At 64.2% G+C, this 12,843-nt stretch carries 13 protein-coding genes, 1 tRNA gene and 1 pseudogene; 9 read left to right on the top strand and 6 right to left on the bottom strand.

Annotated elements, in window-relative coordinates:
• Positions 1-114 precede the first annotated feature (114 nt).
• Entirely contained in the window at positions 115-969 is an 855-nt protein-coding gene (locus ACWUI7_RS08035; protein ID WP_496641699.1) for a coenzyme F420-0:L-glutamate ligase, read from the bottom strand.
• Between the two features lie 398 nt (positions 970-1,367).
• Positions 1,368-1,439: transfer RNA gene (locus ACWUI7_RS08030), tRNA-Ala, on the bottom strand.
• A gap of 197 nt (positions 1,440-1,636) precedes the next feature.
• On the opposite strand from ACWUI7_RS08030, the gene ACWUI7_RS08025 reads away from it, so the two are divergent.
• The 3 genes from ACWUI7_RS08025 to ACWUI7_RS08015 all read left to right on the top strand — a co-directional run bounded on the left by ACWUI7_RS08025 (position 1,637) and on the right by ACWUI7_RS08015 (position 4,094).
• The gene (locus ACWUI7_RS08025; protein WP_496641698.1) at positions 1,637-2,386 is read left to right on the top strand and encodes a DUF120 domain-containing protein; all 750 of its coding nucleotides are present in this window, start codon (positions 1,637-1,639) and stop codon (positions 2,384-2,386) included.
• Complete coding sequence (ribB, locus tag ACWUI7_RS08020) at positions 2,386-3,090, top strand: 3,4-dihydroxy-2-butanone-4-phosphate synthase (RefSeq protein WP_496641697.1); 705 nt, start codon at positions 2,386-2,388, stop codon at positions 3,088-3,090. Before ACWUI7_RS08025 ends, ribB begins: the two co-directional genes overlap by 1 nt.
• A 74-nt stretch (positions 3,091-3,164) precedes the next feature.
• Entirely contained in the window at positions 3,165-4,094 is a 930-nt protein-coding gene (locus tag ACWUI7_RS08015) for a branched-chain amino acid transaminase (RefSeq protein WP_496641696.1), read from the top strand.
• 378 nt (positions 4,095-4,472) lie between these two features.
• Here the strand turns inward: ACWUI7_RS08015 and ACWUI7_RS08010 are convergent, their stop codons facing one another.
• Positions 4,473-5,120: a DUF502 domain-containing protein gene (locus ACWUI7_RS08010; RefSeq protein WP_496641695.1), complete on the bottom strand. Its 648-nt coding sequence runs from the start codon at positions 5,118-5,120 to the stop codon at positions 4,473-4,475.
• Between the two features lie 135 nt (positions 5,121-5,255).
• On the opposite strand from ACWUI7_RS08010, the gene ACWUI7_RS08005 reads away from it, so the two are divergent.
• Complete coding sequence (locus ACWUI7_RS08005; RefSeq protein WP_496641694.1) at positions 5,256-5,798, top strand: CDP-2,3-bis-(O-geranylgeranyl)-sn-glycerol synthase; 543 nt, start codon at positions 5,256-5,258, stop codon at positions 5,796-5,798.
• Here ACWUI7_RS08005 and ACWUI7_RS08000 read toward each other — a convergent pair.
• Complete coding sequence (locus ACWUI7_RS08000; RefSeq protein WP_496641693.1) at positions 5,779-5,916, bottom strand: hypothetical protein; 138 nt, start codon at positions 5,914-5,916, stop codon at positions 5,779-5,781. The genes ACWUI7_RS08005 and ACWUI7_RS08000 overlap by 20 nt on opposite strands.
• 13 nt (positions 5,917-5,929) lie before the next feature.
• Between ACWUI7_RS08000 and ACWUI7_RS07995 the strand changes: the two genes are divergently transcribed.
• The 4 genes from ACWUI7_RS07995 (at position 5,930) to ACWUI7_RS07980 (ending at position 9,763) form a co-directional block, all read left to right on the top strand.
• Positions 5,930-6,109 carry an HVO_0416 family zinc finger protein gene (locus ACWUI7_RS07995; RefSeq protein ID WP_496641692.1) on the top strand — a complete coding sequence of 60 codons (180 nt, stop codon included), beginning with the start codon at positions 5,930-5,932 and terminating at the stop codon, positions 6,107-6,109.
• A gap of 83 nt (positions 6,110-6,192) precedes the next feature.
• Positions 6,193-6,351: a DUF7563 family protein gene (locus tag ACWUI7_RS07990; RefSeq protein WP_496641691.1), complete on the top strand. Its 159-nt coding sequence runs from the start codon at positions 6,193-6,195 to the stop codon at positions 6,349-6,351.
• 116 nt (positions 6,352-6,467) lie between these two features.
• Positions 6,468-8,312 (top strand): UvrD-helicase domain-containing protein, encoded by a 1,845-nt coding sequence (locus ACWUI7_RS07985; protein ID WP_496641690.1) that lies wholly within the window; start codon positions 6,468-6,470, stop codon positions 8,310-8,312.
• Positions 8,309-9,763: a M24 family metallopeptidase gene (locus tag ACWUI7_RS07980; protein WP_496641689.1), complete on the top strand. Its 1,455-nt coding sequence runs from the start codon at positions 8,309-8,311 to the stop codon at positions 9,761-9,763. The genes ACWUI7_RS07985 and ACWUI7_RS07980 overlap by 4 nt, the downstream gene beginning before the upstream one ends.
• 57 nt (positions 9,764-9,820) lie before the next feature.
• Here ACWUI7_RS07980 and ACWUI7_RS07975 read toward each other — a convergent pair.
• Positions 9,821-10,870 (bottom strand): annotated as a pseudogene (locus ACWUI7_RS07975) (pyridoxal-phosphate-dependent aminotransferase family protein).
• A gap of 93 nt (positions 10,871-10,963) precedes the next feature.
• Between ACWUI7_RS07975 and ACWUI7_RS07970 the strand changes: the two are divergent.
• Positions 10,964-11,935 (top strand): AIR synthase-related protein, encoded by a 972-nt coding sequence (locus ACWUI7_RS07970; protein ID WP_496641688.1) that lies wholly within the window; start codon positions 10,964-10,966, stop codon positions 11,933-11,935.
• Between the two features lie 33 nt (positions 11,936-11,968).
• Here ACWUI7_RS07970 and tbsP read toward each other — a convergent pair whose 3' ends face one another.
• Positions 11,969-12,781, bottom strand: a complete 813-nt coding sequence (gene tbsP / locus ACWUI7_RS07965; RefSeq protein ID WP_496641687.1) for a transcriptional regulator TbsP — start codon at positions 12,779-12,781, stop codon at positions 11,969-11,971.
• Positions 12,782-12,843 lie beyond the last annotated feature (62 nt).

The following is a 12,843-nucleotide window of genomic DNA, read 5'->3' as shown; positions in this document are numbered from 1 at the left end:
GCCACTGCATGATGGGGTAGTCGCTGATCTGTTGACACGGTGCTGGCTCGGTCGGTCCCGAGTCGGTCGGTCGGTCCCGAGTCGGTCGGTTCCAGCGCGAGTGGCGCCGAGTGCTCAGAACCACTCGCGAGCCTTCAGACGAGCCGTGAGTTGGATAGATTTGCGGAGGCCACGCCGGACGACCCCACTCGAGTTCGGGACGCCCTCTCCGTCGTCGTACTCCAGTCCACGGACGACTGTAACCGGGATCTGTTCGTCGGTCTGTCCGAACAAGAGTGCCGATCCGGCGGTGAGCTCGTCTGCGACGAGGTCGACACCACCGACCTTCGGCTGACCGTACAGATCCGTTCGTCCGAAGTTGCTGTCGATCGCCTCGATTCCCGAGCACCCCATAGCCAGATCCATCGACCCCGGACCAGCGATCTCTGAGTCGGCCAAGACCACGGCCACATCCGCGTCGGTCCGGTCTTCGATCTCCTCGCGGAGCCGACGAGCACTCGCGTCAGGGTCCTCCGGAAGCAGCGTCATCGTTCCGTCCGGGCTGTTCGACCGATCGACGCCCGCGTTCGTACAGAGTCGCCCGTCGCGCTCCGTGACGAGCATCGCCGGCACGTCTTCCAGTGCCTCCCGAGCCGTCTCGGGGTCGACGGCGTGGTCAACTAAGACGTCTTCGCCGACTGCTGCGATCGGAATCGCCCCGAGGACGTCGCTCTCGTCGTAGATGACGGCCACCTCTCGTGGGTCGATTCCGGTGATCTCCGCGACGCGCTGATCCCGGTCAGTGACGTCGACCGCGTCGACGTCGACGAGTCGGTGCTCGGCGATTGAGACGACCTTCGTAGTGACGACGACGACGTCGTCGTCCATCAGCGGATACGCGTCTGCCGTCGTGTCGACGATTCGTTCGACGAGGTCGTCACCTGGCTCGACACGCCCAATGTCGAGTCCGTGGAACGTGAGTGTTGTCACTGTGTCGACATCGTCGACACCACTGTTCAACGTTTGGTGCATTGTGTGAATCCGAGTGGAAAGCCGGGTTTTTATCGAGGGCTGAGATACGATGGAGTCAGTTGGGTCGGGTATATGAATGTTACCGCATCCCACAGCTCGCTCACGACCTTGTCTCCACATCAGCTGTTGGTGGCAAGCTCGTCCGTGGGACCGGATCAAATGTTCATGTGGGGTAATGCCTAATGCGAATATTAGCCTAGTAAGCCATCTACACCCAGAAATAACTACTCAGCAGTTTGAACAATTGACTGGACTCGTCACTCACTGCGCGCGACTGGTAGGGTTCAAATCCACGCGTCCGCGTCGCGGACGCTCGGCTCGTCCATTCGCTCACTCCGTAGGACTCCGTTCGCTCATGGACTCGCTGGGATTTGAACCCAGGGCCTCTTCCTTGCGAAGGAAGCGATCTGCCGCTGATCTACGAGCCCGCGTTTTCACTGAACCCCCGTCCGTACTTGTACCTTACTTTTCGCAGACCACCACGCCATCGTCTCACACCACAACCGACGAACGTATCGGTGTCACACCCCGCTATCGATGTGTACGCTTCGTCTATTCCATCACGCTTGTGAGATGTGTTCCACCTTCGGTATACTTTTTGGTACCGAGCGCGTATACATCATATATGACTGAACCGACGGCGGCGGGTACCGATCCGGCGGCGATGGCGGCGCTCAAACACGTCGCGCTGGCGGGTGGACTCTCCGAGACGAAGGTGTCGTGTGCGGCCCTCGGCGACCGCTTAGACGCGTCGACACAGACCGCCTCCCGGCGCCTCCAGACGCTCGAGTCAGCCGGCTTCCTCGAACGTGAGGTCGTCGGCGACGGCCAGTGGGTCCGCCTCACCGATGCAGGTGAAGCCGCACTGCGCGGCGAGTACGCCGACTACCGCCGACTCTTCGAGAGCGACACCGAGTTAGTGCTCTCCGGGGCCGTCACTGGGGGGATGGGCGAGGGCCGCCACTACATCACGCTCTCGGGATACGCCGAGCAGTTCGCCACGCGGCTGGGCTACGAGCCGTTCCCCGGCACGCTTAACGTCGAGCTCGACGAAGAGAGCGTTCGCCGGCGCGGAGAGATCGCGGGTATCGACGCGGTGCCCATCGATGCCTGGGAGGATGACGACCGAACCTACGGTGCGGCCGCTTGCTATGCAGTCACGCTCGTCGCTGGCGACGAACAGTACGGCGCGGCCCACGCGATCGTTCCCGACCGAACACACCACGACGACGACAAACTCGAGGTGATCGCCCCAGACGAGCTTCGAGCGTCACTCGACCTCGCCGACGACGACCCGATCGAGGTGCGCGTCGAAGCCGCCGCACGGGCGGACAGTCCGACCGATGCGACTGAGCCCGCGAGCGAGGTGGCCTGATGCGGGCCGGGACCGACGCCGACACGGACGGAGCTCCCTCGGAAGCGACGGTCGAGCAGGCGCTATCCGCGTTCGACGCCGGCCAGCCCGTCTGTGTCCACGACTTTGCGGACCGAGAGGGAGAGACAGACCTGATCTATCCCGCGAGCGCGGTTGACCCAGCGGCGGTGGCACACCTTCGAAACGACGCGGGTGGGCTCGTCTGTGTTGCGGTCGACGACGTCGTCGCGGATGCCTTCGGGCTCCCGTTCCTCGCGGACGCACTGGATCACCCGGCTGTCGACGACGCTCCCGCCTACGACGACCGGTCGTCGTTTTCACTGCCGGTCAACCACCGTGAGACGTTCACCGGGATCACCGACGCCGACCGCGCGCTGACGATCACGGAGCTCGCGAGTGCGGCTGCGACCGTCGAATCAGCGCCCACGGCGTACGACCCAGACGACTTCGCGGCCGCGTTCCGCGCCCCCGGTCATGTCCACGTGCTTCGTGGTGCGTCGGGCGGGATCGCAGACCGGGTTGGCCACACTGAACTCGGGCTCGCGCTGGCGGCTGAGACGGGGTCAGCGCCCGCGGTCGTGGTCTGTGAGATGCTCGATGACGAGTCAGGTGATGCGCTTGCGCCCGCCGACGCCGCAGCGTACGCCGCACGCCGGGAGATTCCCTACGTCGAGGGGGCCGCGCTCGTCGACGCGTTTCAGTGATCTGACTGCTGTGTGAGGCGTTTGGCCGCCGACAGACTCACGGTTTTAAGCCCGGACGCCACTTCAATTGATACATGGGCTTCGACGAGATGGACGTCGATACGATCTGGAAGAATGGGGAGTTTCTCGACTGGGAGGACGCGACTACGCACGTCCTCACACACGCGCTCCACTACGGGACGGGCGTGTTCGAGGGGCTGCGAAGCTACGAGACCGAAGACGGACCGGCGATATTTCGCTTAGACGAGCACCTCGACCGGCTCTTCGACTCGGCGAAGATGTACGACATGGACGTGGGCTTCTCGCGCGAGGAGATCACAGACGCGACCCTCGAATTGCTTGACCGCCAGGACCTCACATCCTGTTACATCCGACCGATCGCGTACTACGGCTACGACTCACTCGGCGTCTCACCTGGGGACTGTCCGACAGACCTCGTGCTCGCCGCGTGGCCGTGGGGGACGTACCTCGGTGAGGAGGCACTCGAGGAGGGCGTCGACGTGATGGTTTCTTCGTGGCGGAAACACGCCTCCTCGCAGGTCCCAACGAACGTGAAGACCACTGGCCTTTACGTCAACTCTATGCTCGCCGGTGAGGAGGCACGGCGGAACGGCTACGTTGAGGCGATCGTCTTGAACAAAGAAGGAAACGTCGCCGAGGGCCCCGGTGAAAACATCTTCATGGTGAACGATGGAGAGATTTACACGACTGGGCCCGCACAGTCGATCCTCGAGGGGATCACCCGCGATACGGTGATCACGCTGGCCGAAGAGCACGGCTACACCGTCCACGACGAGGCCGCCATCTCTCGGGGACAGCTGTACACCGCAGACGAGCTCTTTTTCACTGGCTCCGCCGCCGAGGTGACCCCCATCCGCTCCGTCGACGACACGCCGATCGGAGATGGGAGTCGTGGACCCGTGACCGCAGACATCCAGCAGGCGTTCTTCGACGTCATCGAGCGCCGTGTGGATGACCACGACGAGTGGTTCACGTACTACTGAGGCGGGGATCGTCGAGGACGTGAGGCTCGGCCCGCTGGTGGGCCGCGTCTCGGGGTAGCACGCGATATCACGCTGGTGGTGCTCTCGCTACAGTGAGATTGATTCACTCTGTGTACAGTGGTCGTTCCGTGACGAACACGACTCCGCGACACACGGACACCTCTTTCAGCCACACCCTCCCCAGCCGATTCTGTACGATCGTGGTGGCGCTTTGAGAAACACGACTTCGCGATATCCGGGCGCCACTTACCACCACACCCTCCCCAGCCGATTCGCGAGTCGCCCACGGGCGACTCGCTCATCCCTCGCACGCGCTCGCGAGTCCGCCTTCGGCGGCCTGCGAGGCGCGCGCCACCGCAGTGGGATGGGTGGATTCGATCATGTGTGTTCGACGTCTGTCTGTGTCGGCTGGTGGTCGTCTGGCGTTGGCTCTTCTTCGACGGGTATCTGGTGAGCCGACTCACCGAACCCCGCCGAGAGGATACGCGTCATTCCCTCTTCAACCGTTTCGCCGGTCTCGTCGACCCGCTCGGGGTCAACCTCGATGACGAATCCAGTGGTGATGTTCGGGGCGGTCGGCATGAACAACACGATGCGACCGTCACGTGTTCGCTTGCCCGTGCGGAACGCAGTCATTCGCAACCCGGGCCACGTTTCGATGTAGACTGGACTCTGCAACTCTTCTGTTCCAGAGATGGCCGTTTCGGCGGCGAGTTTTGAGGCGTTGTACACCACGCGCAGCGCTGGAATGTGGTTGATCAGGTCGTCGATCTTCGACTCCGCGACCCGCCCGAGCGTCGTGCGCATGAAGTATCCGACACCGAGCACGAGCGTCGCGAACACCGCGAGTGCGATGATGACACGCGAAAACGGCGCGAGCGGTTCGGGGATCCCCGTCGGCTGGAGCGCATCGATGAGCGGGATCGCCGCGATCTGAAGGTAGATCCATCGGATGACGAGTATCAACACCAAAAGCGGCGCCAAGACGATGAGTCCGCTGGCGAAGTCGCGTTTCCACGTGGGCATCTGTTAGATCTGCATGCGGCGCCATCGCTTAAGAGGGCTTTCAAACGTCGGACAGGCGACCATTTCGTTGGACGGCTGACGACTCGTGCCGACGAATCCGAGGCCTATATCACCCGGAGTACTGATCACCTGGCCATGCTCGCGTCGACGGTGGTGACGGCACTCTGGGCGATGGGACCGGCGTACGTGCCGAACAACGCTGCAGTGCTCGCCGGCGGCGGCCGTCCCATGGATGGCGGCCGCGAGTGGCGCGGACGTCGTCTCCTCGGCGACGGAAAGACGTGGCGGGGGTCTGCAGCCGGTACGCTCGCGGGCGTTGTCGTTGCCGTCGTGCTCAACGCGGCCGCCCAGTCGGCGAGTGGCACGCTCGGGGTGTCGTTGCCGACGTTTCCGCTGCCGGCCGCCATCGCGCTCGCGGCGGGCGCGATGGCGGGTGACGTGGGTGCCTCCTTTCTCAAGCGGCGGTCCGGTCGCGAGCGAGGGGCCTCGTTCCCAGGACTCGATCAACTCGACTTCGTCGCCGGCGCACTGATCGCCGTCTTCCTCGTCGCACCCGGCTGGGCGAGTGGGGTGTTCACTATTCCCGTTGTTGCCGCCGTCGTCCTCGTGACGCCGGCGCTCCACATAGGGACGAACGTCATCGCGTACGCCACCGGGCTCAAAGCCGAGCCCTGGTGAGCTCCGCGTGGCGTCTGAGCCCCGCCGCACCGTCGGCGCCACACCGTCCGCGACGCTTGAGCGTCGCGTGTTTCCAGTGGACGAGGAACGCAGAAAGATACTTATCAGTGTGTGCCATACACTAGCACGCAATGGCGACTGCACCCAGCTCCGAGGACGACTTGTTCGACGAGTTCCTCTCTGATCGCGGCCACGAGATGACGACCGGACGCTGGGAGCGATCGTATAACAAGCTGCAGTGTCCAGAGTGCGGGGCCCTCCACGACGAGGGAGCGGGCGCCTGTACAGTGTGTGGGTGGGATCCACGCTGAGACCCACAAGAGCTGACTGTCAGCGTTTCTTTCTCTGCAATTTGGGCGGCAGTATTATATATACCGATTTAGTAAGGGTGCGTATGCCGACGTGTCAGAACTGCGGTTCATTCGTTACGACCGACTACGTACGGGTGTTCACGCCGAACGACGTCAACCGACCACGCGTCTGTCCCGCCTGTGAGGACCTCGTACGCGATGGTGCTGACGTCCGTGAAGCACGTGCGACCCGAAGCAATTGATCGGCGACCTGCCATCCTCCAGGGCATCCTGGGTCCTATTTGATCAGGGACTCACCACCGTGATACAAAGGCTGTGAGCCATGGCGTTTAAGCCTAACCGGCCTCAGTAGACGGTAATGACCGACCCTACGGTGACCCGGCTGTTCGGTGGTCCCGGCAGCGGGAAGACCACCGCCCTCCTCGACCGCGTCGAGGACATCCTTGAGGACGACAGCGTAGATGTGCGTGACGTGCTCGTCGTCTCGTACACACGCGCGGCGGCCGCCGAAATTCGCGAGCGACTCGCCGAGCGACTCGACGTCTCTCCTCGCAGCCTCAAGGGAAACGTGTGTACGATGCACGCGAAGGCGTATGAGCTGCTCGACCTCTCACGTGGCGACGTCGTCGGCGAAGACGACAAAGAGGCGTTTTGTGCGGAGTACGGTATCGAGTTCGAGGATCAACACGGTGGTGCCGGTCGCCGGACCGCCCGGTCGACGACGATTGGCAACAAGATCATCGCGACCTCCCAGTGGCTCCAGCGCACCGAACGTGAGGTCGCCGACTGGTACGACGTCCCGTTCCAGTGGGACGTCGAGGAGGTTAGACTCCCTCCGGAGATCGACCCCAACGCCCAGCAGGGAAACAAGTACACACCCACGTGGTCGACCGACGACGACCGGATCGACATCCCGGAGGCTATCCGTGCCTGGCGGGCGTACAAAGGCGACAACGGGCTCGTCGGATTCGCAGATATGCTCGAACGAGTCGCTGGTCGCTCGCTCGTCCCGGGCGTCGAGTATCTGGTTATCGACGAGTTTCAAGACATCACGACGCTCCAGTACGACGTCTTCGAGGAGTGGCGCCCCCACATGAAACAGGTGCTCATCGCCGGCGACGACGACCAGGTCGTCTACGCATGGCAGGGCGCCGATCCCGACCTCCTCTTAGATACCCAAGTGGACAACGACGAGATCCTCCCGAACTCGTACCGGCTGCCTTCGGAGATACTGAACGTTGTCAACAAGCAGATCCGGCACATCGACAAGCGCCAGGAGAAAGACCTCAGACCGCGCAAAGAGGGCGGTAGCGTCGAGGCGGTCGAGTCGCCGTCGATGCTCGAGCTCGTTCGAAACGTCCGGTATACGGTCGACGACGAGGACGGGAGCGTGATGTGTTTGTTTCGCGCACGCTATCAGATGTTCGACTTCATCGACGAGTTCATTGGCCACGGCATCCCATTCACGATGCTGACGGACGGCCGGATGTGGACCGACCGGCTGCAAGACTACGTCGCCGCCATCGAGCAGCTTGAGGCAGACGAGCCGGTGACGCTGCTCGAAGCTCGCCGACTCGCAGACATGCTTCAAGCATCCGCGTTCGGCACGAACGACCGGGAAACGCTGTACGATCTCCTTGACGACCGCGAGGAGGCAGCCGACACCGACGATCTCACCGCAATCACCGTCGAACCGGACGCGGTGACAGAGCGCGTCCCGTTCATGCCCGGCCCTGAGAGCGCAGCAGACATGGTGCGGAAGGTGACGAGCTTCCAGCGCAAGTCGATGGACGCGTACTTTGCGGGCGACTACCGCGGTGCGGACCCAGACGCGGTTCGTGTCGGGACGATCCACTCTGCGAAGGGACGGGAGGCCGACCACGTGTTCCTCGCGACGGACCTCACGGAGAAGGTGGTAGAGCAGATGGCCGCCTCCGTCGACGACCCGACGGCCGTCCCCGGTATCGACGAGTTCACGAAGACGACGAATCCAGTTCCGGTGTTGACCGACAACGAGCGCCGGGTGTTCTACGTCGGGATGTCACGTGCACGCGAGCGGCTCGTCATCTTAGAGAACCTCGTCAGTGGTGCGCCAACACTTCCAATCAGCGTCATCCTGTTCAACGAGCGTAGCGAGGAGCCGGCACAGGAACTCGTCGAGACGGTCCAAGCGTCGGTCTCCGTCCCTGAACCCGAGCCGTGACGGCGGACGCTGGGCGTACCGTTCGTGACCGCGCCCCGCTTCAGCCCGATCTTGGGCCGATTCTCGATGCGGTGACGACGGCTGAGGCGGCGGGGTTCGTCACCGTCGGTGCCAGCGCCGACCGTCGGTACCTGACCGGTCTCGACGCCTCGACACCCGGTGGTGTCGTCGTCGTCCCCGGTACCGGTGTGACGCCACCGCGAGCAGTGCTCTGTGTTCCGCCTGAATTCTCCGTCCGTGCAGAGGAGGCGTTTGTCGACGCGGCACTCGATGTGCCCCGGCCCGCAGACGACCCGCCGAGCGCTCACGCGTTTCACGACGGGATCGCTCGAAGCGTCGTCGCTGATTCCGTGCCAAACCCCATCGGTCTCGCCGTCGCGTCTGTGCTCGCGCGCGAGTACAAACAGGATGGTGTCCCCGATGCCGACGCGGGAGGCGGCGAAGGTACGGGTGCAAAAGCGGACGTAGACGCAGAGACCGGTGTGAACACGGCTGAGAACCAGACCGTGCTTGCCCCGCGGTCGATCCCACACGACGCGGCGCTTTATATCGAACGTGCGGGCTTCACCGTCGCGTCGACGACCGCAGTCCGAGATGCACGGGCACGAAAGAGTCCGGAAGCGGTAGAGCGTATCCGCCGAGTCCAACGTGCAGCCGCTTTGTCGATGGCCCGTGCAGAGACGATGCTCGCCCGTACGAGTGTGAGTCGTGCCGGGAGCGCAGACGAGGCCAATGAGGCGGGCGACGCCACTGATACCGGCGATCTGCATCCGGTGTGTCGGCTTGACGGCGAGCCGCTCACGACCGATCGCCTTCGTCGTGCGATACGCACGACGCTCGCCGAACACGGTGCTCACGGAGAACAGGCCGTTGTCGCGACCGGGACCGCGTCGGTCGCCCGTCATCTCCCACTCCACGACGCGACACCAATTCGACCGGGTGAGCCCGTTGTGGTGTCGATCACGCCGCGTGGCCCTTCAGGGTACCACGGGCAGCTCACACGGACGTTTGTCGTCGACGGTGACGGCGGGTGGGATCGACGAGCGTACGTGGCCGTCGAAGCGGCACAGGCAGCAGCACTCGCCGAAATTACCCCCGGTGCGGTCGCTGGCATAGTCCACGAGGAGGCGGCTGCCGAGGCCACAGCGTACGGATTCGACCCGACGGCGGACCGAGCCGAGCCTGGCTACATCCACGACACCGGCGGTGGCATCGGCATCTCGGCGCGGGAGCTGCCCCCGCTTACGGGCGACACAGCGCTCCGCCCCGGGTACACGCTCGCCGTCGAGCCGGGCGTGTCTGACCCGGCTCACGGCGGTGTCCGGCTCGGTGACGTTGTCGTGGTCACCGACGATGGCGCCGAGCGGCTCATCGAATACCCGTTTGGGACGACGCCGGAGGTGCGGTCGATCGACGAAGTCGACAAACCGACAGCGCAGACGGACGAGTGAGGTGCGGATCAAGGCGTTCGTGTTCGCTCCTGGCTGGTCAGTGTGTGTAGGCGTCGGTCACCCAACGACCGTCGCCAGTGCGTCCATAGCGCGGTCGACCCGGTCGAGGTCGGCGTTGTGTCCCATGTGTCCGATCCGAAGAATATCGTCGGCGAGGTCACCGAGGCCGGTCGCGAGCACGACGTTGTGTTCGTCGGCGAGTTCACGCTGGACGCGCGCCGCCTCGCCGGGCAGCGAGAGCGCCGTCACCGTCGGCGCGCTCCGGGCGGGGTTGGCGTAGCATTCGATTCCGAGTTCGGTGGCCCGATCGCGACAGTGTGCAGCGACGGATTCGTGTCTGGCGTACACCGTATCGAGCCCTTCTTCCAGGAACATCGAGAGTGACTCATCGAGCGCGGCGACGAGGGCTGACAGGTGGGTGTACGGGAATCCGTCGGAGACGTCCCGCCAGGGGGCCAGGTTCGTGTAGAACGACGCCGAATCGGCCCGCTCGACCGCGTCCCACGCGCGCTCGCTCACAGAGACGGTCGTGAGCCCGGGCGGCGCATTCAACGCCTTCTGTGAGGCGCCGAGACAGATGTCGACGTTGTCGGACGGGACCGGCATCCCGCCGAGCGAGGAGACAGCGTCGACGATTGTGAGCACGTCATGGTCAGCCAGCCTCGCCAGGATCGGCTCTATGTCGTTGCCGACACCCGTTGGCGTCTCACAGTGGACCATCGTCGCGGCCGCAAACTCGTCTTCGGCAAGTGCGGCCTCAACCGCTGTGACGTCAAGTGGTTGGTCGTAGTCCACCGAAACGACCGTTGGCTCCGCGTCGTATTGTCAAACAAAGTCGGCGAAGCCGTCGCCGTAGATGCCGTTCGAGACGCACAGTACGCTGTCGCCGGGGCTGATCGTCGACACGGTCGCCGCCTCGAGACCCAAGATCCCCTCGCCGCCGAGGACGACCACGTCGTCGTCGGTGTCATACACGGTCTGGAGGTTCACACAGACAGTGTCGTACAGCTCGGCGAACGCCGGTTCGACGTCCGGGTTGAGGGCGGGCTCGGCTAGCCGGTCGCGGACGCGCTGTGGGACGGCCGTCGGGCCGGGTGTGAGACGCATGCGTATCGAGTAGATGAGCCCTGCAATTAACGCTCTGGGGTGTGACTCTCGGTCGAGAGAAACCGTTAACCGAAGTCGCCCGGAGACGAGTTCATGACCAAGTTCGCGCCGGCGGTACTTGAGTCGTACATCTTCTCGCGGACGGGAGCCGAAAACGACAATCTCCTCGTCGGCAGCGGGTACGCTGAGGACGCGGCCGCGATCGACCCTGGCGGTCAGCCGCTCGTCGTCAACACGGACCCGATCTCGTTTGCGGCCGACAGAATCGGCACCCTCGGCGTTGCCATCGCGAGCAACGACGTCGCGGCCTGTGGCGGGACGCCCGAGTGGCTCGTCTCGACGATTTTCGTCCCGTCACCGGACCTTGACGTCCTTGATGACATCACTGCCCAACTCGACGCCGAGGCCACTCGGCTGGGAATCACCATCGTTGGTGGCCACACGGAGACGGTTCCGGCGCTCCCACGGCCGATGCTCTCGTTGACCTGTCTCGGGTCGACCGACCGCTACGTCCCTACCGGTGGTGCGACGCCGGGTGACACGGTGATACTCACGAAAGGTGCGGGCATCGAAGCCACCGCGATCCTCGCGACGGACTTCCGCGAAGCACTGCTCGAGGCCGGCGTCGAGGAGGCGACGGTCGACCGCGGCGAGACATTCTTCGAGGCGGTCAGTGTCATCCCCGAGGCGGCCGTGCTCGCCCCCATCGCCACGTCGATGCACGATCCGACCGAGGGCGGCGTGCTCAACGGACTCGTCGAGTGTGCCTGCGCATCCGACGTGCGGATCGCCCTCGACCCATCGGCCGTGCCAGTGCGGGAGCCGACTCGTCGGCTCTGTGCGGCCGTCGGCGTCGATCCACTCCGCGTCTTCGGCTCGGGGTCGCTGCTCGCGACGGTCCCTGCCGACGAGACGGAGTCAACGCTCGAGGCGCTCACAACCGAGGATATCGACGCGACAGCCATCGCGACGGTCGAGTCGGCGGCCGGCGAACCAGGCGTCGTCATCGACGGGGAGCGATACACCGACGGCGTCGACGACGACCTGTACGCACTCTGGGAGTGACCGAGGAGAGGGTGTGCGTCGCTCTCTGGGCGCTCACCGTGAGAGCAGCTCGGCCGCGGTGGCCGCGAATGCCGCTGGGTCGTCCCCAATGAGCCGGTTGTCACCCAGCGTGAGCCGCAGTCGGGGGCGGCCGACGTCGATCGGTACTTTCTCTGTGTCGATGAGGCCGGCCTCTTCAAGCCGGGTCTTTGTCCGCGAGAACGTTGCCTTGGAGGCGATCCCAACGTCTTCACCCCACTTCGAGATGTCGTACAGGAGGACGTCGTTGCGGGCGGCAACGAGCAGCGCGACCGTCACCTCATCGAGGGTATCGGTCTGGTCGGGTGCAACCGCCTCGAGCACTGCATCGAAGTCGTCCCGGACGTCAGCACCAATGTCACCGGCGAGCGTCTCACGAACGCGGCGCAGTGGCGGCGTCCGGAGGTCGTACGTTGGGGCCGTCTCGAACGCGTCTCGGTGGACCCCAGCCACGGCATCGACAAATTCGTCGTCGGTTGTCGAGAGGGCTGCGACCGATTCTCCTGCGGTGACAAGCACCACAACCTGCTTTGTTGAGATCAAGAGCGTGTTGTCGACGGGAGCGTCGAGAACCCGGAGGTCGAGTGCTCCGTTCTCGACGAGGTCGGCCGCACGCGACGCGACGGGGAAGTCTCCCCCAAGTGCCTTCGAGACGGCCTCGTCGGCGAGCACGGACAGCGGCGGGAGGTCCGTTCGGGCCGCGGCGGCCTCGACGAGCGACACAAGCGTCTCGGCCGACGGGTCGACCACGAGTAGTTCCGCTGTCGATCCCGCGACCGTCGCGTCGAGCACCGCCTCGACGTCTGCCGCCACCAGATTCGACACCATAGTTCTCCTTGAATAACACCCTGTACTGTATTTAATATTATCGAAATTTTGGGCGAACAATT

It is taken from the genome of Halorubrum orientale, from assembly GCF_059623105.1.
The sequence above is the reverse complement of the archived record's forward strand: the minus strand, read 5'-3'. Positions and strand labels throughout refer to the sequence as shown.

Excerpts from the sequence above, each read along its gene's own strand:
- ACWUI7_RS07990 (WP_496641691.1), top strand. The coding sequence starts at position 6,193 with ATGCCGACGTGTCAGAACTGCGGTTCATTCGTTACGACCGACTACGTA.
- ACWUI7_RS08010 (WP_496641695.1), bottom strand. The coding sequence starts at position 5,120 with ATGCCCACGTGGAAACGCGACTTCGCCAGCGGACTCATCGTCTTGGCG.
- ACWUI7_RS08005 (WP_496641694.1), top strand. The coding sequence starts at position 5,256 with ATGCTCGCGTCGACGGTGGTGACGGCACTCTGGGCGATGGGACCGGCG.
- ribB (WP_496641697.1), top strand. The coding sequence starts at position 2,386 with ATGCGGGCCGGGACCGACGCCGACACGGACGGAGCTCCCTCGGAAGCG.
- ACWUI7_RS07970 (WP_496641688.1), top strand. The coding sequence starts at position 10,964 with ATGACCAAGTTCGCGCCGGCGGTACTTGAGTCGTACATCTTCTCGCGG.
- ACWUI7_RS07985 (WP_496641690.1), top strand. The coding sequence starts at position 6,468 with ATGACCGACCCTACGGTGACCCGGCTGTTCGGTGGTCCCGGCAGCGGG.
- ACWUI7_RS08015 (WP_496641696.1), top strand. The coding sequence starts at position 3,165 with ATGGGCTTCGACGAGATGGACGTCGATACGATCTGGAAGAATGGGGAG.
- ACWUI7_RS07995 (WP_496641692.1), top strand. The coding sequence starts at position 5,930 with ATGGCGACTGCACCCAGCTCCGAGGACGACTTGTTCGACGAGTTCCTC.
- ACWUI7_RS08025 (WP_496641698.1), top strand. The coding sequence starts at position 1,637 with ATGACTGAACCGACGGCGGCGGGTACCGATCCGGCGGCGATGGCGGCG.
- tbsP (WP_496641687.1), bottom strand. The coding sequence starts at position 12,781 with ATGGTGTCGAATCTGGTGGCGGCAGACGTCGAGGCGGTGCTCGACGCG.
- ACWUI7_RS08000 (WP_496641693.1), bottom strand. The coding sequence starts at position 5,916 with ATGGCACACACTGATAAGTATCTTTCTGCGTTCCTCGTCCACTGGAAA.